The sequence below is a fragment of the Rhizobium sp. CF080 genome (assembly GCF_000282095.2).
Taxonomy (GTDB): Bacteria; Pseudomonadota; Alphaproteobacteria; order Rhizobiales; family Rhizobiaceae; genus Neorhizobium.
The window spans coordinates 76,747-100,994 of the sequence record NZ_AKKC02000016.1; the positions used below are offsets into that span (position 1 = coordinate 76,747).

A 24,248-nucleotide genomic window follows, 5' to 3' on the forward strand; every position below is an offset into this window, starting at 1 on the left:
TGCAGAGAAGCAAAATGAATGTTGTCGTCGTAGAATCTCCTGCCAAAGCCAAGACAATCAACAAGTATCTCGGCTCCGGCTACAAGGTTCTCGCCTCTTTCGGCCATGTGCGCGATCTTCCGGCCAAGGACGGGTCCGTGCTTCCCGATCAGGACTTTGAAATGCTGTGGGAGGTCGACCCCGCGTCCCAGAAGCGGATGAAGGACATTTCCGACGCCGTCAAAGGCTCGGATGCCGTGTTCCTCGCAACCGACCCGGATCGCGAAGGTGAAGCCATTTCCTGGCACGTGCTCGATCTTCTCAGGAAGAAGAAGGTGATCGGCGACAAGCCGGTCAAGCGCGTCGTCTTCAACGCCATCACCAAGAAGGCCGTGCTCGACGCGATGGCGAGCCCCCGCGATATCGACGTGCCGCTTGTCGACGCCTATCTCGCCCGCCGCGCACTCGATTATCTGGTCGGCTTCAACCTTTCGCCAGTGCTGTGGCGCAAGCTGCCGGGCGCCCGTTCGGCCGGCCGCGTGCAGTCGGTTGCGCTGCGGCTTGTCTGCGACCGCGAATCGGAAATCGAGCGTTTCGTCTCGGAAGAATACTGGAACCTGTCGGCGCTCCTGCGCACCCCGCGCGGCGACGAGTTCGAGGCGCGCCTCGTGTCTGCCGACGGCAAGCGGCTGCAGGGCCGCTCGATCAAGAACGGCGAGGACGCCAACCGCCTGAAGACGCTGCTCGACGGCGCGACCTATCTGGTCGATACGGTCGAGGCAAAGCCCGTCAAGCGCAATCCAGGCCCGCCCTTCACCACCTCGACGCTGCAGCAGGCCGCCTCTTCCAATATCGGCTTCAACGCCTCGCGCACCATGCAGGTGGCGCAGAAGCTTTATGAAGGCGTCGATATCGGCGGCGAGACGGTCGGTCTCATCACCTATATGCGTACCGACGGCGTGCAGATGGCGCCGGAAGCGATCGATGCCGCCCGCAGCGCCATCGTCGGCCAGTTCGGACAGCGTTACCTGCCGGAAAAGCCGCGCTTCTATTCCACCAAGGCGAAAAACGCCCAGGAAGCCCACGAAGCGATCCGCCCGACCGATTTCAACCGCACGCCGGACCAGGTGCGCCGTTATCTCGATGCCGACCAGGCCCGTCTTTATGAACTGATCTGGAAGCGCGGCATCGCCAGCCAGATGGCGTCTGCCGAAATCGAGCGCACCACCGTCGACATCCTCGCCGACAACAAGGGCGAGAAGGCAGGCCTTCGCGCCGTGGGCTCGGTCATCCGGTTCGACGGCTTCCTCGGCGCCTATGTCGACAGCCGCGAGGATGCCGAAAAGAGCGAGGACGACGATGAAGATGGCCGCCTGCCCGAGATCAACGCCCGCGAAAAGCTCGACAAGAACAAGGTGAACGCCAGCCAGCACTTCACCGAGCCGCCGCCGCGTTATTCGGAAGCCTCGCTGATCAAGAAGATGGAAGAGCTCGGCATCGGCCGTCCGTCCACCTATGCCGCGACGCTGAAGACGCTAAGCGACCGCGAATACGTGACGATGGACAAACGCAAGCTGATCCCGCATTCCAAGGGCCGGCTGGTGACGGCCTTCCTGGAAAGCTTCTTCACGAAATACGTGGAATACGACTTCACCGCGGATCTCGAAGAAAAGCTCGACAAGATCTCGGCCGGCGAACTCGACTGGAAGCAGGTTCTGCGCGAATTCTGGCAGGACTTCTTTGCCCAGATCGAGGACACCAAGGAACTGCGCGTCACCAACGTGCTCGACGCGCTCAACGAGACGCTTGCGCCGCTGGTCTTCCCGAAGCGGGAGGACGGCAGCGATCCGCGCATCTGCCAGGTCTGCGGCACCGGAAACCTGTCGCTGAAGCTCGGCAAATACGGCGCCTTCGTCGGCTGCTCGAACTATCCGGACTGCAATTTCACCCGCCAGCTTTCCTCCGAAGGCGGCGCGGACGCGGAGGCGAACGCCCTCAGCGAACCGAAGGCGCTCGGTGCCGATCCGCATACCGGCGAGGAACTGACGCTGCGCTCGGGCCGGTTCGGGCCTTATATCCAGCGCGGCGACGGCAAGGAAGCCAAGCGTTCGTCGCTGCCGAAGGGCTGGAAGCCCGAGGATATCGACCACGAAAAGGCGCTCGCCCTGATCAACCTGCCGCGCGACGTCGGCAAACATCCGGAATCAGCCAAGATGATCTCGGCGGGCCTTGGCCGCTACGGACCGTTCCTGCTGCATGACGGCAGCTATGCCAACCTGGAAAGCATCGAGGACGTGTTCTCGATCGGCCTCAACCGCGCCGTGACCGTGCTTGCCGAAAAGCAGAGCAAGGTGGCGGCCGGCGGTGGCCGCACCCGCGGCGCGCCCGCGGCTCTGAAGGAACTCGGCGACCATCCGGACGGCGGCACGATCACCGTGCGCGACGGCAAATACGGCCCCTATGTCAACTGGGGCAAGATCAACGCGACGCTGCCGAAGGGGCTGGACCCGCAATCGGTGACGATCGAACAGGCGATGGCCTTCATCATCGAAAAGGGCGGCAAGGCACCGTCGGCCAAGGCAAAGCCGAAGAAGGCCGCCGCCAAGGCAACCACCGATACCAAGAAGGCGGCGCCGAAAGCCAAGACGGCCGCGAAGGCTAAAGCTCCGGCGAAAAAGGCTGCAGCTGCACCGAAGGCGAAGAAGACGGGCACGTGAGAGAACCGCGCGACAGATCGAGACACCAGGGAAAACGCCCCGAGAAAGTCATCCGAGGCCACGCCGCTTCCACAACGGAAAAGCCGGTGATCATCCACGGTGCGGTGCCGCCGCGCGATGTCCTGCTCGAATTCATCGCCGACAACCCGGACAAGGGATCGAAGCGGGAGATCGCCAAGGCTTTCGGGCTGAAGGGCGACACCCGCGTCGAACTGAAGGACCTGCTGCGGACACTGGAGGAGGAAGGCCTTCTCAAGAAGAGCCGCAAGTCGCTCACCCGTCCCGACGCGCTGCCGCCGGTCACCGTTCTTGACATCACCAGCCGCGACAAGGACGGCGAGCTGATCGGCCGGCCGGCCGAATGGCCGGAGGAACTGGGTGCCGCCCCTGCGGTGCTTATCCGCCAATCCTCGGACAATCGCGGCAAGGGCAAGGCGCCCGCCGCCGGGCTCAACGACCGGGTGCTGGCAAAGATCTTCCCCAACAAGGATCGGGCCGGCCCCGCTTACACCGCCCGTGTCATCAAGATCATCGACAAGCGCCGCGGCGCTTCGCTCGGCATCGTCCACAAGCTTGACGATGGCGAGCTGCGCCTGCTGCCGATCGACCGGCGCGGCGAGGAAATGGTGATCGAGCCCGCCGATATCGGCGAGGCCAAGGATGGCGACCTGGTCGAGACGGAAGTCGTCCGTTCGGGCCGCTTCGGCCTCCCCCGCGCCCGGGTTCTGTCGATCGTCGGCACGATCGGCTCGGAAAAGGCGATCTCGATGATCGCCGTCTATTCGCACGGCATCCCGCATATCTTCCCGAAACAGGTGATGGACGAGGCGGAAGCCGCGAAGCCCGCCACCATGGCGCAGCGCGAGGACTGGCGTTCGCTGCCGCTGATCACCATCGACCCCGCCGACGCCAAGGACCATGACGACGCGGTCTATGCCGAGCTCGACCCCTCGCCCGACAATCCGGACGGCGTCATCGTCACCGTGGCGATCGCCGATGTCTCCTGGTATATCCGCACCGGCTCGGCACTCGACCGCGAGGCGCTGAAGCGCGGCAATTCAGTCTATTTCCCGGATCGCGTCGTGCCGATGCTGCCGGAGCGCATCTCCAACGACCTCTGCTCGCTGCGTGAAGGCGAAGACCGGCCCGCACTTGCCGTGCGCATGGTCTTCTCCAAGGAAGGCCGCAAGGCCGGCCACACCTTCCACCGGATCATGATGAAGAGCGCCGCCAAGCTCTCCTACAACCAGGCCCAGGCGGCGATCGACGGCAAGCCGGACGACAAGAGCGGACCGCTGCTCGAGCCGATCCTGAAGCCGCTGTGGCATGCCTACGGCGTGATGAAGCGCGGTCGCGACCGCCGCCAGCCGCTCGAACTCGACATGCCGGAGCGCAAGATCCTGCTGAAGCCCGACGGCACCGTCGACCGGGTCTTCGTGCCGGAGCGGCTCGACGCGCACAAGCTCATCGAAGAGATGATGATCCAGGCGAACGTCGCCGCCGCCGAGACTCTGGAAAAGAAGCGGCAGGCGCTGATCTATCGCATCCATGACACGCCCTCGCTTGCCAAGCAGGAAACGCTGCGCGAGTTCCTCGCGACTTTGGGCATTCCGATGGCCAAGGGCGGCCAGATGCGGGCCAACTCGTTCAACGGCATTCTCGCCAAGGCCGAGGGCACCGCGCACCAGGTGATGGTCAACGAGATGGTGTTGCGCTCCCAGAGCCAGGCGATCTACAGCCCCGAGAATATCGGCCATTTCGGCCTCAACCTGATGAAATACGCGCATTTCACCTCGCCGATCCGCCGTTACGCCGACCTCATCGTGCACCGTGCGCTGGTCGGCTCGCTGGGCTTGGGCGAAGGCGGCATCAAGCCGGAGGAAGAGGCGCAGCTCGACGATATCGCTGCCGAAATCTCGACCTTCGAGCGCCGCGCCATGGCCGCCGAGCGCGACACGATCAACCGGCTGATCGCCCACCACCTGAGCGAGCGGATCGGCGAGGAATTCGTCGGCCGCGTCTCCGGCGTCACCAAGGCGGGACTATTTGTCTCGCTTCCGACCTATGGCGCGGACGGATTCATACCTATATCCACGCTCGGCAACGACTACTTCATCTACGACGAGGCGCATCAGGCCCTGTCCGGAGAGAAGACCGGTCTGGGCTACCAGATCGGCGATACGGTCGATGTGCGGCTGAAACAGGCCATCCCGCTTGCCGGCGCGCTTCAGTTCGAAATGCTGAGCGAGGGCAAGAAACTGCCGACCGCGACACGCTCCTTCCATAAATCGGGGCGGCGTGGCCGGACGCAACCCGGCACGCGGCCTCCGCGGAGCGGCCGAAGGAGATAGCAATGCAGAAACAGGGCGAACAGACCGTCCGATATGGCGGAGTGCCTGAGGCCGAAAGGCCGCTCGGCCGCTCCATCAAGCGGGGCTTGCTCTCAACCTGTCCTGCCTGCGGCACCGGCCGCCTGTTCCGGGCCTTCCTGAAGCCGGTCGATAGCTGCACCGTCTGCGGCGAGGAAATCCATCACCACCGCGCCGACGACCTGCCGGCCTATCTCGTCATCGTCGTCGTCGGCCACGTGCTGATGACCGGCTACATGCTGACCGACATGGTCCTGCGGGTTTCCCCCTGGGTGCATCTCGCCATCTGGGTGCCGCTGGCGATACTCGCAGCTCTCCTGACCATCCAGCCGATCAAGGGCGGCGTCATCGGCTTCCAGTGGGCGTTGAAGATGCACGGCTTCGGTGGCAGCGAAGACGAGGTGGTCGATCCCGGCCGGGGCGGACCGATCGCATGACATCCTCCACCGAGGAACAGGCTCCGTTCGCGATGGACGCGCCGAAGCATGCGCGCGTGGCTGGCGTGACGCCCAAGGACGCGGCATCACTGATCCTGATCGACCGCTCGGGCGGCAGTCCTCGGGTTCTCATGGGCCGGCGCGGCAGCGGCCATGTCTTCATGCCGGATGTCTATGTCTTCCCCGGCGGCAGGCGCGATGCCCGCGACCACGCCCTTCCCTTCAGTGCCGATCTCGACCCGCTGGTTCTCGAAAAGCTGGCCGCCGGCACCACGGTCCGCATGAACCCGGCCCGCGCCCGGGCCCTGGCGCTCGCGGCCCTCAGGGAACTCCAGGAGGAGACCGGGCTTGCCGGCGACGGCCCTGCCGATCTCTCCCGCCTGCGCTATATCGCCCGCGCCATCACGCCGCCCGGCAATGTCCGGCGCTACGACACGCGCTTCTTTCTCGCGTTTGCCGACGAAACCCTCTTCGACATGGCGCGGCTCGGCGACTCAAACGAACTTCAGGACGTGCGCTGGCTTGACATTGCCGAGCTTTCGGGTCTGAAACTCCCGCGCATCACCCAGACGGTCATGGAGGACGTGAAAAACCTGATGGCATCCGATCCGTCTTTACCGCTTGGAAGCCCGGTTTCCTTCTACTTCATGCGTCATGGACGATTCGTCCGCAGCCGACTGTAAGGAACAATTGAATGCCTCAGCCGACGACAGACGCCAACGGCCATGTCGAGACGATTCACTGGCCGTCGCTGATCGCCGCCATATCCGCCATCAGTGCCGTGGGCATCGCCATCGGCCTCGGCCTGCCGCTCCTCAGCATCATTCTTGAAAAACGCGGAATCTCCTCCACCCTGATCGGCCTCAATGCCGCCATGGCCGGCATCGCCTCCATGGTCGCAGCACCGATCACCACCAAGATCGCCCATGACTGCGGCGTGGCGCGCACCATGATGTTCGCGGTGCTCGTCGCGGCCATCAGCGCCATCGGCTTCTATTACGCGGATGCGTTCTGGATGTGGTTCCCGCTGCGCTTCACCTTCCATGGCGCGACGACGACGCTGTTCATCCTGTCGGAATTCTGGATCAACGAGGCGGCCCCTCCACGGCGCCGTGGGCTCGTTCTCGGCATCTATGCCACGGTGCTCGCCATCGGCTTCGCAATCGGCCCCCTGCTCTTCTCCGCGCTCGGCAGCGACGGCATCCTGCCCTTCCTGGTCGGCGCGGCGATCATCATGCTGGCGATCATCCCGATCTTCATCGCCCGTAATGAAAGCCCCGTGCTGGACACCAAGCCGGACCGGCACTTCTTTCACTACATCTTCCTCGTTCCGACGGCGACGGCCGCGGTATTCGCCTTCGGCGCGGTGTCGGCGGGCGGGCTGTCACTGTTCCCGATCTATGCGCTGCGTTCCGCTTTGACCGAACCCCAGACCGCCGTGCTGCTGACGGTGATGGGAATAGGCAACATGGCTTTCCAGATCCCGCTCGGCCTCTATTCCGACAAGCTGAAGGACCGGCGGCCACTCTTGACCGCCATGGCCGTCCTCGGCGTCGCGGGATCGCTCGCCCTGCCCTTCCTGATCGGGAACTGGATCATGATGGCCGTGATCCTGTTCTTCTGGGGCGGTTGCGTCTCCGGCCTCTATACGGTCGGCCTCGCGCATCTGGGATCGAGACTCAGCGGCGCCGACCTTGCGGCCGCCAATGCGGCCTTCATCTTCTGCTATGCGGTCGGCACCGTTGCCGGTCCGCAGGGTATCGGCGCGGCCATCGATATTGCCGGCAATGACGGTTTTGCCTGGGCGTTGGCGGGATTCTTCGGCTTCTATGTGCTGGTTTCCCTCTGCCGGATGCTTTTCCAACCAAAACGGAGTTGACTTTTCGGGCGCGATTTGTAATTTCGCGCCAGATTTTGCCGTGGACCCAACCCGCGTCCGCGGCTTCATTTTTTCTTAGAGGCAGAACACCATGGCGAAAGCTACGACCATCAAGATCAAGCTGCTGTCGACGGCTGACACCGGTTTCTTCTACGTCACCACGAAGAACAGCCGCACGATGACCGACAAGATGACCAAGACCAAGTACGACCCGGTCGCCAAGAAGCATGTCGAGTTCAAGGAAACCAAGATCAAGTAAGACTTGATCCGGGGTTTATCGGAAGGCGCCGGCCGATGGGCTAGGCGCCTTTTTCTTTTGGGCCTCACCCTGCCGGGGTGATCCAGAACATGACAGGCTGCGTAGAAATGGAAAAGCGCCGCTCCAGAGGTCTGGAAGCGGCGCTTTCAAATGGGGGTCGACCAGCCTGCAATCACGGCACGAGGAACCGCTTTGGTATGCCTGCCAGTCGACCGACCCCACGACCCAGGAGATGCGGCGGACCTGAGCATCATGGGGTATCGGTGACCCTTTCGGGTACACTGTCTGTGTTGCGGTCAAAATTGCTCAAAACGAAAAGAAAATCAACAGATTCTTAATCTGATACCGGTTCAGTCATTGTTGTTGGTTAAAATTCGCGCCCGCTATTCACATTCTGCTTAATTTTCTTGATCTAATTCCAAGATCATTTCCGGCGCTCCATAGGATTACAATCAATCCAACTCTTGGAAATATGTTCCCAACTCAACAACATTCTTAGCGAACACTGTTTATCCGATTAGCCATGCAAAAATATGGAAGCGAATTCGCGAAGCTATTCTCCATTGACAAGCCTGAAGCATGCCTCCGATACATTCGGAATTTCTTGAATGCGCTGCAGCAGCAGGATTAACCGACTACTGTTCATGAAACTCTTCGATTAATTCGCACCTGCAAAAAATTGGGTTTCGCATCGAAACAACCCCGGACTCCAGGGGCTTTTCCACAGCATCCTTGCATTGCAGGTGCATGAGGCATGCAATTTAGAATTTGCTGATTCTCTAGGCGGCGGCGGCAACCACGCGATTGCGGCCGCCATTCTTCGCTTCATAGAGAGCGCGGTCGGCCTGCTTCATGAGCTGCTCCGGCGTTTCTGCCCCGTAGGCGTTGCAGGCGATCCCGAGCGATGCGGTGATATTGAGCATGATGCCCGCCGTCTTCAAATGGAACGGCTGGCTTTCAATGATGCTGCGAAGCCTCTCGGCGATCGCTGCCGCCGACATCGCGTCGGTATCGGGCATGACGACCACGAATTCCTCGCCGCCGTAACGGCAGGCGAGATCGGCTCCCCTGACCGTCGAGCGGACGCGGGTCGCGAACTCCCTCAGCACCTCGTCGCCGGCATCATGGCCGTAGGTGTCGTTGACCAACTTGAAGCGGTCGATATCGGTGATGCAGACGGACAGCGGCCGCGAACGTGCGGCGGCGCGGTTGAACAGCACCTTGAGGTGATTGTCGAGATAACGCCGGTTGTTGAGGCCGGTCAGCCCGTCGGTGACGGCGAGCTCGATCGTCTGGCGGACGCTCATGCGCAGGCGATCGTTGTAGCGCTTGCGCTTGATCTGGGTGAGCACGCGGGCCACGAGTTCGTTGGGGTCGATCGGCCGGACGATATAATCGTTGACGCCGAGGTCGAGTGCCCGGACGATCACGTCGTCGGCGCCCATTTCGGTCACCAGAAGCAGCGGCAGGAAGCGGGTGCGCTCCAGCGAGCGAAGCTGCGAGCAGAGTCTCAGCGGATCGTATTCGTCGAAATTGGCATTGACGATCACCAGATCGACCGGGCTCTCCGCCGCTTCGAAAAGGGCCGCCTGCGGATCGGACATGGCAATGACACCGGCGACCGGCTTCAGCGCCTTGATGATGCGCTCCTGCGAGCTTGCGCGGCCATCCACGAGCAGGACCTGGGCCATCTCGTCACGACCGTCGGCGCCCTTCAGCATGTCTTCCAGCCCGATATTGCTGGCGGTGTCGGCGCGGATTCGCAGCTCGTCGCTGAGCGTCTTCAGCCGCACGAGGCTTTTCACGCGCGAGATCAGCTGCAGGTCGTTGACCGGCTTGGTCAGGAAATCGTCGGCGCCTGCCTTCAGCCCGCGGACGCGGTCGGACGGCTGGTCGAGCGCGGTGACCATGACGACCGGGATGTGGGCGGTGCGCGGATTGGCCTTCAGCCGCTCGCAGACCTCGAAACCGTCAATGCCCGGCATCATGATGTCGAGCAGGATCAGGTCCACATGGGTGCTGTCGCAGATCGCCAGCGCCTTGTAACCGTCGTCGGCGGTCAGGACGTCGAAATATTCGGCCAGAAGCCTGGCTTCGAGCAGCTTCACGTTCGCCGGAATATCGTCGACTACCAATATGCGCGCCGTCATGACGTCCGTCCCGTTTTCATGCGTCGCCGAGATAAGTCTTTATCGTCTCGATGAACTTCGGCACCGAGATGGGTTTCGAGACATAGGCCTCGCAACCACCCTGGCGAATGCGCTCCTCGTCGCCCTTCATGGCAAAGGCGGTCACCGCGATCACCGGAATGACGTGCAGTTCATCATCTTCCTTCAGCCATTTGGTGACTTCCAGACCCGAAACCTCGGGAAGCTGGATGTCCATCAAAATCAGGTCGGGGCGATGTTTGCGCGCAAGATCAAGCGCCTCCATACCGTTGCGGGTCTGGATGGTATCGTATCCCGATGCTTCGATCAGGTCGCGGAAGAGCTTCATGTTCAGCTCGTTGTCCTCGACGATCATGACCCGTTTGGGCATGGCGATCCGTTCCTTAAATCCCGGCTTGCATGAGTGCCTTCAGTATATAAGCTCCCGGAACGGCCGATTCCACAGAGCGCCTATCAGGCACGGTAAAGCCATTTAGTTGAAAAAGAGGTAACTCGGCAGACAATGCGGCGCGACCCCGGTAATACTCGAAACAACAGAACCCAGGCGGAGGAGACCGCGGCCGCCATTCTCGGATGGCTCGCCAGCGAACCCGATATGCTCGGCCGTTTCCTCGCTCTTTCCGGCGTCCAGCCCAACCAGTTGCGCAATGCGGTAAACGATCCGGGCTTTCTCGCCGGCATGATCGATTTCCTGATGGGGCATGAGCCGACTCTGCTGGCCTTCTGCGAGGCGACGGATACAAAGCCTGAAGCCGTGGCAGCAGCCTCGCATCACTATTCCGGCCCCGGGCTCGATTCCGGCGACTATTGAGATGACCGAGATCCTCGACCTTTCCCATGTGCGCCTCGGCGACCGGCCGCTCGTCGTCTGCGATGTCGACGACGTGGTGCTGCATTTCGTTGCCCCTTTCCAGGAGTTTCTGCGCGGCGAAGGCCATGAACTCTTGCCGCGCTCGTTCCGGCTCACCGGCAATATCGTTTCCATAGAGACCCAGATCGCGCTTGAGCACCCGGATGTGCGCCGGCTGATCGAGGCTTTCTTCGAGGCCCAGGAGAACTGGCAGATCCCCACCGACCTCGTCGTCCAGACGCTCGACACGCTGTCGAAGGATGCCGACGTCGTGTTTCTCACCGCGATGCCGCCGCGCTATCGGGAGCACCGCCGCCGGCTTCTCGACCAGATCGGCCTCACCTTCCCGATGATCGCCAGCGAAGAGCCGAAGGGGCCGATCATGCAGCGCCTGCATGCCGGGCGTCCCCTGCCTTCCGTCTTCATCGACGACATGGCGCATAATCTTCATTCGGTGCGGGATCATGTCACTGAGTGCCTCCTCCTCCACATGATGCCCGACTCTCCCTTGCATCTGCTTGCGCCGAAACCCGCCGACGGCATCGTCCGGGCAGCCGACTGGGGCCATGCCGCCGAGCTGATCCGTCGCCATATCCAGCCTGAAGCCGCCTGACATCTAAAGTTCCAGCCGCATCAACGGCCGTCCGTCCTTGCGGCGCTCCACAACGTCGAAGCCGGCCGCGTCGAAGATCGCCGTCGAGCCGATGCACAGTGTCACCGATTTCGACTGCTTCACATGATCGATCGGACAGGCATCGACGAAACGTGCTCCCATATGCCGAGCGTATTCCACTGCGCCGGACAGCAGACGGTGGCTCAACCCCTTGCCCCTGAGCTTCGGCTTCAGGAAGAAACAGCTGACCGCCCAGACCGAGGGATCGACTGCATCCGCCTCCTCCAGCGGGCGTGAGACGGTGCGCGGCGAGTTGAACTGCGGCACGTCGTGGCGCGGCCCCACCTGCACCCAGGCCACCGGTTCACTCTCCGAATAGGCCAGAATGCCGGGCGGCGGACCGGCGGCTATGCGGCCGCGGATATGGTCCTTGCGCTCCTGCGGCCGCATCTTGGTGCGCACCGCATGCGGCAGGCGCAGCGCAACGCACCAACAGTCGCAGAAGGCGCCATGCGGACCGAAAAGCATTTCGAAATCCTCCCAGCGCTCCGCCGTCACAGGCTCGAAACGAAGATCGATATCCACGCCAAACCTCTACGCTCTCCCTTGTGACTCACGAGCTTAGGCCTTAACGTCGCAGTGTTCAATCTTTGTTCTCTGCCATGACGCCCACGCCTGACAAGACACCCGGCTTCTGTCGCGACTGCCTTGCGGAGCAGAAGGCGGAAGTGCGCCGTTGCCGCGCCTGCGGCAGCCCGCGCCTCGTCTATCACAAGGAGCTCTATGGCCTGACGCTGGCGCATATCGATTGCGACGCCTTTTACGCGACGATCGAAAAACGCGACAATGCGGACCTTGCCGACAAGCCGGTGATCATCGGCGGCGGCAAACGCGGCGTCGTCTCGACGGCCTGTTATATCGCCCGCATCAATGGCGTCCGTTCGGCGATGCCGATGTTCAAGGCGCTGGAACTCTGCCCGGATGCCGTGGTGATCCCGCCGAACATGGAGAAATATGTGACTGTCGGTCGGCAGGTGCGCGCCATGATGCACGATCTGACGCCTCTGGTTCAGCCGCTGTCGATCGACGAGGCCTTCCTCGAACTCGCCGGCACCGAGCGGCTGCACCATGCCCCGCCGGCACGCATTCTTGCCCAGTTTGCCAAACGGGTGCAGGACGAGATCGGCATCAGCATTTCGGTCGGCCTCTCCTATTGCAAATTCCTCGCCAAGGTCGCCTCGGACCTGCAGAAGCCGCGCGGCTTTTCCGTGATCGGCCGGCAAGAGGCGCTGGAATTCCTGGCGGCGCGGCCGGTCACCACCATCTGGGGCGTCGGCAAGGCGTTCAACGCGACGCTGGAGGCGGACGGCATCCGCACGATCGGCCAGCTCCAGACCATGCAGGAGGCCGACCTGATGCGCCGCTACGGCACGATGGGCCAGCGGCTCTACCGGCTCTCGCGCGGCATCGACGATCGCGAAGTGCATGTGAACGACGCGGCGAAGAGCGTTTCGGCCGAGACCACCTTCTTCGACGACATATCTCGTTACGACGACCTCGTGCCGATCCTGCGCCGGCTTTCGGAAAAGGTCTCGACCCGGCTGAAGAAACACGGCATCGCCGGGCAGACCGTCGTTCTCAAGCTGAAGACCGCCGACTTCAAGAGCCGCACCCGCAACAAGCGGCTGGAGGACCCGACTCAGCTCGCCGACCGCATCTTCCGGACCGGCCTCTCGCTGATGGAACGCGAGACCGACGGCACGAAATTCCGCCTGCTCGGCATCGGCGTCACCGATCTCGGCGACCCGGCGCGTGCCGATCCGCCCGATCTCGTCGACCGCCAGGCCGGCCGCCGCGCGGCCGCGGAAGCGGCGATGGACAAGCTGCGCGACAAGTTCGGCAAGGCTGCGGTCGAGACCGGATATACTTTCGGAAGCCGGCGCCGGGATCAATGAAATGTGATCCGTTATTAACCATAACGTTAAAACTACTCGCGGTACTGATAACCTTCCTTAAACCTCGTGCGCTAATATGCGGGTCTTGTATTGCGTATGGGGTCGGTCATGTTGCGTCGCCTGGTGTTCGGGTTAGGTCTTTTGTCTGCGACCATGCTGTCGCATGCAGCTTTTGCGGAAGGTGCCCGCACGCTGCAAATCATCGTTTCCAAGGACAAGCAGTCGCTCGTCGTCTATGACGGCGAGAATGTCGTGACCACCTCCAAGGTGTCGACCGGCAAGGACGGCCACACGACGCCGAGCGGCATCTTTTCGGTCCTCGAAAAGCAGAAATATCACGAATCCAACCTCTATTCGAACGCGCCGATGCCGTGGATGCAGCGCCTGACCTGGTCGGGCATCGCGCTTCACGAGTCGAACAGCGTGCCGAACTATCCGGCCTCGCATGGCTGCGTGCGCATGCCCGGCGCGTTTGCCAAATCGCTCTACCAGATGACTGAGCGCGGCGCGCATGTGATCATCACCGATGCGCCGGTCGTGCCGCAATTGATCGAGAACGCCAACCTGTTCCTGCCGCGCAAGCCGCTGCCAACCGGGCCGCTGCTTTCCGACGTGCAACTGAGGACCTCGTCGATCGGCGGCAGTTCCAAGCCTGTCGATTCCAAGCCGGTCGAAGTGGCGATGAACGTCGTTCCGAACAATCCCTCGATCGTCCATCCGACGACCGACGCGCGGCCGGCTCCGACCCAACCGGTCACGGCCGCGAAAGAAGACGTCGCACCGCTGCGCATCCTCATCACCCGCCGCGGCGATCGCGAGACGCTGATGGACGCCCAGGTCCTGCTGCAGCAGCTCGGTTTCGACACCGGCGGCGGCGACGGGTTTGCCGGGCCGATGACCCGCAGCGCGATTGCCGGCTTCAAGCGCTGGAAGAACCTGCCCGCCAAAGGCGCGCTGGTGACACCGGAATTCCTGGATTCGCTCTACGAGACCGCCGGCAAGCCGCGTCCGCCGATGGGCCAGATCATGGTGCGCCAGAATTTCCAGCCGCTGTTCGAGGCCCCGGTCGGCATCAAGGATCCCGAAATCGCGCTGGGCACGCATTTCTTCAGCGTCGACAAGGTCGAACGCAAGGAAGAGACGGCCGAGTGGCACAGCGTCACCGTTCCGAACGGCCTGAGCGCTGCGATGAAACAGCGGCTCGGGATCACGGTCGACGACGATCCCTATGCGCCCGGCGCCGCCGCAAAGGCGCTTGCCCGCATCGACATCCCGGCCGACATTCGCGACCGGATCGAGACGCTGATCAGCGACGGCTCGTCCCTGACGATCAACGACCAGGGGATCGGCACCGATACCGGCGACGGCACCGATTTCATCACCATCACCCAGCCGGTCAAGCGGGTTGCCGAAGCGCAGGCGTCCATCACGAAGCCGCAGCCGGTCAGCCAGCGGCGGACGGAAGCTAAGCCGCGCGCCTACGGCCTTTACTAAAGTCTCCTAGACCAGCTCGACATCGAGAACGCCCGGCGCCGTCCGAAGCGCCGCGGCGATTTCCGGCGAGATGCGGTATTTCTCCGTCAGCTCCACCTCGATTTCCCGCTTGCCGTCATCCTTGATGACCACGAAGGACACCAGCCCGTCGCCTCGGGCATTCAGATGCCGCGCGACGGCGCGCATCGGGCCTGAATCGCGCACGAAAACGCGCAGCGCCTTCTGTATCTGCACCGACTTTTCCTCGAGCGACTGGGCGGTCTGGATGCGCAGGCCGATGCCTTCCGGCCGCTCTTCCGCTTGAACGGTGATGACCAGCGACTTGCCGGGCTCGAGCAGGTCGCGATATTGCGCCAGCCCTTCCGAGAACAGCACCGCCTCGAACTGGCCGGTCGCATCCGAGAAGGTGACGATGCCCATCTTGTTGCCGGTGCGGGTCTTGCGTTCCTGCTTGCTGGTCACCGTTCCGGCCAGCCGGCCGGCGGTTGCGCCCTGTTTCACGGCGGCGGAAAAGTCCGCGAAATTCTGAACGCGCATCTTGGCGAGCACATTGGCATAGGCATCGAGCGGGTGGGCGGACAGATAAAAGCCGAGCACCTGGTATTCGCGCATCAGCTTTTCGGACGGCATCCACGGCGTAAACGACGGGAAGATCAGCGTTTCCGGCCCGGAGGCGGAGGACGAGCCGAACATGTCGTGCTGGCCGCTGACCTTCTCCCCTTGGGCGCGCTGCGCATAACCGATGATTCGGTCGAGGCCGCCGCTCAGTTCGGCGCGATCACGGCCGAAACAATCGAAGGCACCCGCCGAGATCAGGCTTTCCATGACGCGCCGGTTGACCTGTTTGGGATCGATCCGGAGGCAGAAATCCTCGATGCTGGCGAAAGGCACATCGCCACGGATCTCGGTGATATGCTCGACCGCCGACTCGCCGACGCCCTTGATGGCGGCCAGCGCATAATAGATCCTGTTGTCGCCGGTCTCGAAATGCCGGAACGAGGTCTGCACAGACGGCGGAATGACGGAAATGCCGAGGCGGCCGGCATCCTGACGGAAGTCGTTGAGCTTCTCGCTGTTGGCCATATCGTAGGTCATCGAGGCTGCGAGGAACTCGACCGGATAATGCGCCTTCATGAAGGCCGTCTGGTAGGAGACGATGGCGTAGGCCGCGGCGTGCGATTTGTTGAAGCCGTAGTTGGCGAACTTGGCGAGCAGTTCGAAGATGTTGTTGGCCTGCGGCTTGGAGACGCCGTTCTTGATGGCGCCATCGACAAAGCGTTCGCTCTGCTGGTCCATCTCCGCCTTGATCTTCTTACCCATGGCGCGGCGCAGCAGGTCGGCCTCGCCGAGCGAATAGCCCGACAGGACCTGAGCGATCTGCATGACCTGCTCCTGGTAGACGATAACCCCTTGAGTCTCCTTCAGGAGATGGTCAATCATCGGATGGATCGACTCGATCTCCTCCTCGCCGTGCTTGCGGGCGTTGTAGGTCGGAATGTTCTCCATCGGGCCCGGACGATAAAGCGCCACGAGCGCGATAATGTCTTCGATGCAGTCCGGCCGCATGCCGATCAGCGCCTTGCGCATGCCCGCACTTTCCACCTGGAACACGCCGACCGTCTCGCCGCGCGAGAGCATCTCGTAGGTCTTGGTGTCATCGAGCGGGATCTTGGCGAGATCGATCTCGATGCCGCGCTTGCGGCAGAAATCGACGGCGGTTTTCAGTACGGTCAGCGTCTTCAGGCCGAGGAAGTCGAACTTCACCAGGCCCGCCTGCTCCACCCATTTCATGTTGAACTGGGTGACCGGCATGTCGGAGCGCGGGTCGCGATACATCGGCACCAGCTTCGACAGCGGCCGGTCGCCGATGACGATGCCGGCGGCGTGGGTCGAGGCGTGACGGTAGAGGCCCTCAATCTTCTGGGCGATATCGAGGAGGCGGGCGACGACCGGTTCCTTGTCGGCCTCCTCCTGAAATTTCGGATCCTCCTCGATCGCCTTCGACAGGGGCGTCGGGTTGGCCGGGTTGTTCGGCACCAGCTTGCAGATCTTGTCGACCTGGCCGTAGGGCATTTCGAGAACGCGGCCGACGTCGCGCAGGGCGGCGCGCGCCTGCAGCGAACCGAAGGTGATGATCTGCGCCACCTGCTCGCGGCCGTATTTCTGCTGCACGTAGCGGATCACCTCTTCGCGGCGATCCTGGCAGAAGTCGATGTCGAAGTCCGGCATCGAGACGCGGTCGGGATTGAGGAAGCGTTCGAACAGCAGCGAGAAGCGCAGCGGATCGACGTCGGTAATGGTCAGCGCATAGGCGACCAGCGAACCCGCACCCGAACCACGGCCAGGGCCGACCGGAATGCCCTGCTGCTTGGCCCATTTGATGAAGTCGGCAACGATCAGGAAGTAGCCCGGGAACTTCATCTTCTCGATGACGCTGAGCTCGAAATCCAGACGTTCGCGATAGTCCTGTTCCGTATAACCGAGCGTCATGCCGAGCGTCGCGATGCGCTCTTCGAGCCCTTCGACGGACTGACGGCGCAGCTCTTCCGCCTCGGCGCGCTCGGCTTCTAGAGGATCGTCGGTGGCGCCGGTGAAGCGCGGCAGGATCGGATTGCGGGTCTTCAGCACGAAGGAGCAGCGGCGGGCGATCTCGACCGTGTTTTCGAGCGCTTCCGGCAGGTCGGCGAACAACTTCGCCATCTCCGCACGACTTTTCAGATAATGGTCCGGCGTCAGGCGGAAGCGGGTGTCATCCGAGACGATCGCATTGTGGGCGACCGCCATCAGCGCGTCATGGGCATCGTAATCGGCCTTGGACGGAAAGAAGGCCTCGTTGGTCGCGACCAGCGGCAGGTCATGATCGTAGGCAAGCGTGACGATCTTGTGCTCGTGGCGGCGGTCATAGGCGCCATGGCGCTGCAGTTCGACATAGAGCCGGTCGCCGAAAATCTCCTTGAGCTTCAGGAGCCTTGCCTCGGCAAGCGTTGCATTGCCTTCTTTCAGGACCGTGTCGACCGGACCGGTGCCGGCGCCGGTCAGCGCGATCAGGCCTTCGGTGCCGCCGTCCTCCAGCCAGGAGCGGCTGATATGGATGGACTGATGCCCCTCGTCGCCGAGATAGGCGCGGCTGATCAGGTCGACGAGCCGTTCGTAACCGACGGCATTGGCCGCGAGCACGACGATCGTCGGCAGCTTGGCGAGCTGCTGGTGGCTGTTGCGCCGCTCGTCGGACTGGTCTTCCATATCGATCGACAGCTGGCAGCCGATGATCGGTTGCAGGCCGTCGCCGATCGCCTTCTGGGCGAATTCCAGTGCGACGAACAGATTGTTGGTATCGGTGATCGCAATCGCGGGCTGATTGTCCGCGATCGCCTTGGAGAGGATCTTCTTGAGCGGCAGCGCGCCTTCCAGAAGCGAATAGGCGGAATGGACGCGAAGGTGAACGAATTGAGGGGTGGTCCCCAGCTTTTCCGATCCCGATTTTACGTCCGTTGCATCTGCCATGTCTGCGCCATATCCATCTCATGAATCAGGCTATTGTCCGGCGCAGGAGCTTGAGAGTCCAGTTCGGATTTCCCCCCTCAACGCCTTTCGGCCGAGGGCCCGGATCACATGGCCATCATGATCATGGAGAGGCTGGCCACGAAGGTGGCGATGGAAGCGAATGCGGCAATGTCACGAAGCAGGTCAGTCATCGTCGTCTCCCGTGTTCTCTTATGTTTTTACTTTGTTCTCATTTTGTTTGAGAGTCAATAAAAGAACAGACCGGAAACAGACATATCGCGATATCCTCCCTCACCTGGTAAACAAGGTGTTAATTCGGGATCGCAGCCGGTTGAAGCGCATGCCGACAGATCCGGACTTGGAATGACCAATCCGGGTTTGGCGATGGTTCGGACGGGGCGCTGAAAGCTGCCTCGTAAGATAAGTAATAAGTGACACCTCTCAGCGCCCCGTTCGGCGGTTAATATCCGCGACTTCGGTCTCTCTGCCGTGGCCTTTCCGGACGGTGTTCGTCTGACCCGTGGCGCCCGTCCGAATCCTCGTCCTCGGGTTAAACCCGAGGATTAACCCGAGGACTTATCGGCAAGGCTTCCACAGGTCTCCGCCGGTTTCTCCGATAGGATCGGTCGGACTTGTCAAAGCCCGGCGAAACCATCCGGTTTGCCACCCTGTGTGCCGCACAGGCACGCCCGGCGCGCTGTTTCGGGCATCAAGAGACGAAGGCTCGGTCCGTTTGCCTCCGTCTCTCCCCGTGTCGCCGGAGGGAGACCATTTTCCACGAACCCAAACGCCAAGGTTTTGCGTCTTGCCCTTGACGTCCGCGCCGGTCCCGCCTCGCCGGCACGCCTGCCGGTGTATCCGCGACGGAACGAGGGGATTGTAGGCATGGGTTGGGAATGCGGGGATGAGAGAGAGGTTAAGTGTTTGATGGAGCTGGCGGGGAGGTGCCGAAGGTCCCCGGTTAAGTCGGCGCTCGGAGCGTGGATCCTCGGGTCAAGCCCGAGGATGACGACCTTTAATGCCGAGGATGACGAGTGCGGTGGCCTTGGATGTCGAGGGTGACGGCCTTGGATGCCGAGGATGGCGATATTGGATGACAGGCGCCTCCTCCCTCATCCGCCGCCCCCTCCGTCATCCTTGGGCTTGACCCAAGGATCCAGACGCACGCATATCCGCCTCTTCACATCTCGACGACTTTCCCGCCCTCGATCGTCACGCGGCGGTCCATGCGGCTGGCGAGGTCGTGGTTGTGGGTGGCGATCAGGGCCGCGAGGCCCGACTGGCGCACCAGCGCTTCCAGCGCGTCGAAGACATAGGATGCGGTCTTCGGGTCGAGATTGCCGGTCGGCTCGTCGGCGAGGAGCACGCGGGGCGCGTTGGCGACAGCGCGGGCGATCGCCACGCGCTGCTGCTCGCCGCCGGACAGCTCCGATGGGCGATGTTCGCCGCGATGGCCGATGCGCATATAGTCCAAAAGCTGACCTGCCCGCTCCTTCGCCTCGGCCTTGGACAAGCCGGCGATCAGCTGCGGCATCATGATGTTCTCGATCGCCGAAAACTCCGGCAGCAGATGGTGGAACTGGTAGACGAAACCGATCTCGTTACGGCGGATCGCGGTGCGCTCCGCATCGGGAAGTCCGTTACAGGCGTGTCCGCCGAGAAACACCTCGCCGGCGTCGGGATGTTCGAGCAGGCCGGCGAGATGCAGCAGTGTCGACTTGCCGGTGCCGGACGGGGCGACCAGCGCAACGATCTCCCCGGTCCTCAGCTCGAAATCGGCCCCCTTCAGGATCGAAAGCGTGGTCTCGCCCTGGCCGTAGTGACGTTCGACGCCCGAGAGCTGCAAGACGGTTTTACGTGTCATGAAGGATGATGGTCCTATTCGTATCGAAGGGCCTGGACAGGATCGAGCCGGGAGGCTCGCCATGCCGGAAAGATGGTCGCGATGAAGGAGAGCACGAGCGCCATCATGACCACCGAGAAGGTCTCGCCAAAACTCATTTCCGCCGGAAGCTGGCTGAGGAAATAGAGTTCCGGATCGAAGAGGATGGTGCCCGATACCCAGGAGAAGAACTGGCGGATCGATTCGACGTTGAGACAGACGACGACGCCGAGCAGGACGCCTGCGAACGTTCCGACGATGCCGATCGCAGCCCCGGTCATGAAGAAGATCCGCATGATCGCGCCCGCCCCCGCGCCCATGGTGCGCAGGATGGCGATATCGCTGCCCTTGTCCTTCACCAGCATGATCAGGCCCGAGATGATGTTGAGCGCCGCGACAAGCACGATCAGGGTCAGGATCATGAACATGACGTTGCGCTCCACCTGGAGCGCGGAAAAGAAGGTCTGGTTGCGCTGGCGCCAGTCGGTGATGAAGATCTGGCGGCCGGCCGCAGCTTCGACTTTCGGGCGAAGATCGTCGATATCGTCGGGATTGTCGACGAACAGCTCGATCGACTGCACGAGGCCTTCGGCATTGAAATAGAGCTGCGATTCCTCGAGCGGCATATAGATGATCGTCGCGTCGTATTCCGACATGCCGATCTCGAAAATGCCGGAGACCGGATAGGATTTGACGCGCGGGTTGACGCCCATCGGCGTCACGTCGCCTTCCGGCGAAATCAGGGTGATCTGGTCGCCGGCGGAAAGGCCGAGCTGGGCTGCGAGCCTGGAGCCGACGAGCACGCCCTGCCCCGAGGCAAAACCGACCATATCGCCGGATTTGATATTGCCGGCGACCTCGGACAGCTTTTCGAGGTCTTCCGGGCGCACGCCGCGCACCAGCGCGCCGGAGCCGGCACCGCCACGGCCCGACGCCAGCGTCTGGCCCTCGACCAGCGGCAGCGCCATCCGCACACCCGGGACGGCCGCGAACTTCTGGGTGAGTTCGGCGTAATTGGTGAGCGGCCCGTCGATCGGCTGGACGATCATGTGGCCGTTGATGCCGAGGATGCGCGAGATGAGTTCGGTGCGGAAACCGTTCATCACCGCCATGACGATGATCAGCGTCGCGACGCCGAGCATGATGCCGATGAAGGAAAAACCGGCGATGACCGAAATGAAGGCCTCGCGGCGGCGCGACCGCAGGTAACGCCAGGCGACCATCCGCTCAAAGGCCGAGAAAGGACCGGCCGCAGGCGCACCACCCGCCTTAACCGCTTCACCATTCGCCGCGACGCTCGCCATGCCGTTTCCTCAATTTGGTGGTCGCAATTCCGGACGGAAAACCGCTTCACACTTTTCCTGGAATTGCTCCGGCAGCCTGCCGGCTTATCGGCCGGCGAGCCTGTTCATGGCCGCTTCGACGGTCAGCGTTTCGCGCTCGCCGGTCTTGCGGTCCTTGACCTCCACTTCGCCTGACGCGGCGGAGCGGGGTCCGACAATCACCTGGACCGGCACGCCGATCAGATCGGCGGTCGCGAACTTAGTGCCGGCGCGCTCGTCCGTATCGTCGTAGAGCACGTCCTTGCCGACCGTCGCGAGACCGCCATAAAGCGTTTCGCAGATACGGTCGCAGGCCTCGTCGCCGGGCTTCATGTTGATCACCACGACGTCGAACGGCGCGACCGATGCCGGCCAGATGATTCCGTTATCGTCATGCGATGCTTCGATGATGGCGGGAACAAGGCGTGTCGGGCCGATACCGTAGGAACCCATGTGGACATGGTGTTCCTTGCCGTCCGGTCCCTGCACCTTGGCGCCCATTGGTTCGGAATATTTGGTGCCGAAATAGAAGATATGGCCGACCTCGATGCCGCGGGCAGACAGCCGGTCGGTCTCGGGAATGGCGTTGAACGCTTCCTCGTCGTGCATTTCCGAGGTCGCGGCGTAGACCGAGGTCCACTTGTCAAAGACCGCCTGCATGGCCCCGACGTCATCGAAATCGGTATCCGTGCTGGGGATGTCGAAATTGACGAAATCTTTGTGGGAAAACACTTCCGACTCGCCCGTCTCGGCCAGGATGATGAATTCGTGGGACAGGTTGCCGCCGATCGGGCCGGTATCGGCACGCATAGGAATGGCGCGAAGCCCAAGCCTGGAGAAGGTGCGCAGATAGGCGGTGAACATCTTGCGATAGGAATGCTCGGCACCTTCCTTCGTCAGGTCGAAGGAATAGGCGTCCTTCATCAGGAATTCGCGCGAGCGCATGGTGCCGAAGCGCGGACGGATCTCGTCACGGAACTTCAGCTGGATGTGATAGAGGTTGAGCGGCAGGTTCTTGTAGGACTTGACGTAGGACCGGAAGATGTCCGTGATCATTTCCTCGTTGGTGGGGCCGTAGAGCATCGGCCGCTCCTGGCGGTCCTTGATGCGAAGCATTTCCTTGCCATAGGCGTCGTAGCGGCCGCTTTCCTGCCAGAGTTCGGCGGACTGCAGCGTCGGCATCAGCACCTCGATGGCGCCGGCACGGTTCTGCTCCTCGCGGATGATGGCGTTGACCTTGTCGAGCACGCGCTTGCCGAGCGGCAGCCAGGAATAGATGCCCTGGCTCTGCTGGCGGATCATGCCGGCACGCAGCATCAGCCGGTGGGACACGATTTCCGCTTCCTTGGGGTTTTCCTTCAGGATGGGCATAAAATAGCGGGACAGGCGCATCGCGATTTCCGAGGTTGCCAGGCTTATCCTTCACGCGAGGAATCGGCCGTTTTCTTCAACAATATTGCGAGGGTACATAACCGTTCCGCGGCCCCAAGGGAACCCGCCCCCGCAGGAATCGCATGCTGTTCACGAATCCGCGCCGGCACTTGCAGATCGGCAAAAAGCGGAGATTTCGTGGCAAGCGTGCGACATTTTTGTCAACTGAAAAATTTTATCGAAGTGTAGCAAAAATACAAAAAAAGCGGATGACAAAGCACATCCATTGAGCTAGGTTCAGCTCACAAAAGAGGCAAGGAGTTCAAATTCTTGCCATTTCGCGGTCAAGTCTTGGGAGGATCAGATCTTAGGCGCGCTCGTCGCTGCCCCGGCAACGGTTAAGGATCACGCGAAACTAGAAAACAAGGCTTAACCGCCTTGTTTTTTTTTGCTTCTCGGCTGCCCGAACGGGCTCGTAGGCGTATTTTCGCCGCGCTTCCTATGCCTGCAGATCATGACAGGGAGATGACGGGATCCCGATGATCCCGCCTTATTCGCGACTATTCGAAGGTCGGCACGATGACCGGAATATCGGCAATGCCTACGCCGAAATAGACGGACGCGACGTGGTAGCCGGCATAGAGCAGTGTCGAGATCACCGTCGTCAACAGCACGACGCGGCCACCGCGGAACCGGGTCGGAGCGCTTTCCACCGTCCCCGTGGTCACTTCGCCATCTTCCTGCTGGCTGCGATAGCCGAGCGGAAGGACGATGAAGAGCACGGTCCACCAGATGATGAAATAGATGGCCGCGACCGTCAAAAGAGGCATGGTATCGACTCGATTCCGGTTCGAAGAATTGGCGCCCTTATAGGCTGAAAGGCGGGCAAGCTCAAACCGAGAGGCCCTGACGTGATGTCACAGCTGTGGGAATCATAGCTGTTCGAGCTCGACCAATGTGCCGTTGAAATCCTTCGGATGCAGGAAAAGCACAGGTTTTCCATGGGCTCCGGTCTTCGGATTGCCGTCTCCGAGCACCCGCGCACCGGCCGCCTTCAACGTGTCGCGGGCAGCAATGATATCGTCCACCTCGTAGCAGATATGATGCATGCCGCCGGACGGATTCTTCTCGAGGAAGGCTGCAATCGGCGAATCGGCGCCCAGTGGTTCCAGGAGCTCCACCTTGGTGTTGGGGAGTTCGACGAAGACCACGGTGACGCCGTGCTCGGGCAAGGCCTGGGCCTGGGAGACGCGGGCGCCGAGCGTATCGCGGTAGGTCGTGGTCGCGGTGCCAAGATCCGGCACGGCGATGGCGATGTGATTGACGCGTCCGAGCATGTTTGTCCTCCCGAGTGTAGGTTAGGCGGTTTTGGAGCGGCTGCCTATAGAGATGCGCACGGTGCCGCGGGCTCCCTATGATCTCCCCCCTTGAGCGGGAGATCTCACCGAA

19 protein-coding genes are annotated in these 24,248 nt (G+C 62.1%); 10 read left to right on the forward strand and 9 right to left on the reverse strand.

The genetic code is table 11. The annotated features are described in order from the left end of the window. Positions 1-14: 14 nt before the first annotated feature. From topA to rpmG, 6 genes are all read left to right on the forward strand, one after another. A complete protein-coding gene (gene topA / locus PMI07_RS30685) occupies positions 15-2,696 on the forward strand; it encodes a type I DNA topoisomerase (protein WP_024164310.1) in 2,682 nt (893 codons plus the stop codon). A 50-nt stretch (positions 2,697-2,746) separates the two neighbouring features. Beyond that, positions 2,747-5,047, forward strand: coding sequence for a ribonuclease R (rnr, locus tag PMI07_RS30690; protein ID WP_051484308.1), 2,301 nt, complete (start codon positions 2,747-2,749; stop codon positions 5,045-5,047). Between the two features lie 2 nt (positions 5,048-5,049). After that, entirely contained in the window at positions 5,050-5,502 is a 453-nt protein-coding gene (locus tag PMI07_RS30695) for a DUF983 domain-containing protein (protein ID WP_007758593.1), read from the forward strand. Between the two features lie 32 nt (positions 5,503-5,534). Then, a complete protein-coding gene (locus tag PMI07_RS30700; RefSeq protein ID WP_051484309.1) occupies positions 5,535-6,185 on the forward strand; it encodes an NUDIX hydrolase in 651 nt (216 codons plus the stop codon). An 11-nt stretch (positions 6,186-6,196) separates the two neighbouring features. Then, positions 6,197-7,381 (forward strand): MFS transporter, encoded by a 1,185-nt coding sequence (locus PMI07_RS30705; RefSeq protein WP_007758595.1) that lies wholly within the window; start codon positions 6,197-6,199, stop codon positions 7,379-7,381. Between the two features lie 91 nt (positions 7,382-7,472). Beyond that, positions 7,473-7,640: a 50S ribosomal protein L33 gene (gene rpmG / locus PMI07_RS30710; RefSeq protein WP_003547442.1), complete on the forward strand. Its 168-nt coding sequence runs from the start codon at positions 7,473-7,475 to the stop codon at positions 7,638-7,640. A 779-nt stretch (positions 7,641-8,419) separates the two neighbouring features. Here the strand turns inward: rpmG and PMI07_RS30715 are convergent. Both PMI07_RS30715 and PMI07_RS30720 read right to left on the reverse strand, forming a co-directional pair. Continuing rightward, positions 8,420-9,790, reverse strand: coding sequence for a PleD family two-component system response regulator (locus tag PMI07_RS30715; protein ID WP_024164312.1), 1,371 nt, complete (start codon positions 9,788-9,790; stop codon positions 8,420-8,422). Positions 9,791-9,806: 16 nt separating this feature from the next. Then, entirely contained in the window at positions 9,807-10,178 is a 372-nt protein-coding gene (locus PMI07_RS30720; protein WP_007765577.1) for a response regulator, read from the reverse strand. Between the two features lie 132 nt (positions 10,179-10,310). On the opposite strand from PMI07_RS30720, the gene PMI07_RS30725 reads away from it, so the two are divergent. Both PMI07_RS30725 and PMI07_RS30730 read left to right on the forward strand, forming a co-directional pair. After that, the gene (locus PMI07_RS30725; RefSeq protein ID WP_007765574.1) at positions 10,311-10,619 is read left to right on the forward strand and encodes a DUF3572 domain-containing protein; all 309 of its coding nucleotides are present in this window, start codon (positions 10,311-10,313) and stop codon (positions 10,617-10,619) included. A 1-nt stretch (position 10,620) separates the two neighbouring features. Then, positions 10,621-11,271, forward strand: a complete 651-nt coding sequence (locus tag PMI07_RS30730; protein ID WP_007765571.1) for a hypothetical protein — start codon at positions 10,621-10,623, stop codon at positions 11,269-11,271. A 3-nt stretch (positions 11,272-11,274) separates the two neighbouring features. On the opposite strand, the gene PMI07_RS30735 is transcribed toward PMI07_RS30730, so the two are convergent. Beyond that, a complete protein-coding gene (locus PMI07_RS30735) occupies positions 11,275-11,856 on the reverse strand; it encodes a GNAT family N-acetyltransferase (protein WP_007765569.1) in 582 nt (193 codons plus the stop codon). Positions 11,857-11,933: 77 nt separating this feature from the next. Between PMI07_RS30735 and PMI07_RS30740 the strand changes: the two genes are divergently transcribed. Both PMI07_RS30740 and PMI07_RS30745 read left to right on the forward strand, forming a co-directional pair. Next, positions 11,934-13,226, forward strand: a complete 1,293-nt coding sequence (locus tag PMI07_RS30740) for a DNA polymerase IV (RefSeq protein WP_024164313.1) — start codon at positions 11,934-11,936, stop codon at positions 13,224-13,226. Positions 13,227-13,334: 108 nt separating this feature from the next. Next, positions 13,335-14,720, forward strand: a complete 1,386-nt coding sequence (locus tag PMI07_RS30745) for a L,D-transpeptidase (RefSeq protein ID WP_081761032.1) — start codon at positions 13,335-13,337, stop codon at positions 14,718-14,720. Positions 14,721-14,726: 6 nt separating this feature from the next. On the opposite strand, the gene dnaE is transcribed toward PMI07_RS30745, so the two are convergent. The 6 genes from dnaE to mce form a co-directional block, all read right to left on the reverse strand. Continuing rightward, the gene (gene dnaE, locus PMI07_RS30750) at positions 14,727-18,224 is read right to left on the reverse strand and encodes a DNA polymerase III subunit alpha (protein WP_024164315.1); all 3,498 of its coding nucleotides are present in this window, start codon (positions 18,222-18,224) and stop codon (positions 14,727-14,729) included. A gap of 1,180 nt (positions 18,225-19,404) precedes the next feature. Beyond that, positions 19,405-20,088 carry an ABC transporter ATP-binding protein gene (locus tag PMI07_RS30755; RefSeq protein ID WP_007772170.1) on the reverse strand — a complete coding sequence of 228 codons (684 nt, stop codon included), beginning with the start codon at positions 20,086-20,088 and terminating at the stop codon, positions 19,405-19,407. A gap of 14 nt (positions 20,089-20,102) precedes the next feature. After that, a complete protein-coding gene (locus tag PMI07_RS30760) occupies positions 20,103-21,410 on the reverse strand; it encodes a lipoprotein-releasing ABC transporter permease subunit (RefSeq protein ID WP_007772171.1) in 1,308 nt (435 codons plus the stop codon). An 84-nt stretch (positions 21,411-21,494) separates the two neighbouring features. After that, on the reverse strand, positions 21,495-22,820 hold the full coding sequence (gene proS / locus PMI07_RS30765) for a proline--tRNA ligase (protein WP_007772662.1): 1,326 nt from the start codon (positions 22,818-22,820) through the stop codon (positions 21,495-21,497). A 539-nt stretch (positions 22,821-23,359) separates the two neighbouring features. Continuing rightward, entirely contained in the window at positions 23,360-23,629 is a 270-nt protein-coding gene (locus PMI07_RS30770; protein ID WP_007772665.1) for a DUF1467 family protein, read from the reverse strand. Between the two features lie 102 nt (positions 23,630-23,731). After that, positions 23,732-24,136 (reverse strand): methylmalonyl-CoA epimerase, encoded by a 405-nt coding sequence (gene mce, locus PMI07_RS30775; protein ID WP_007772666.1) that lies wholly within the window; start codon positions 24,134-24,136, stop codon positions 23,732-23,734. Positions 24,137-24,248 lie beyond the last annotated feature (112 nt).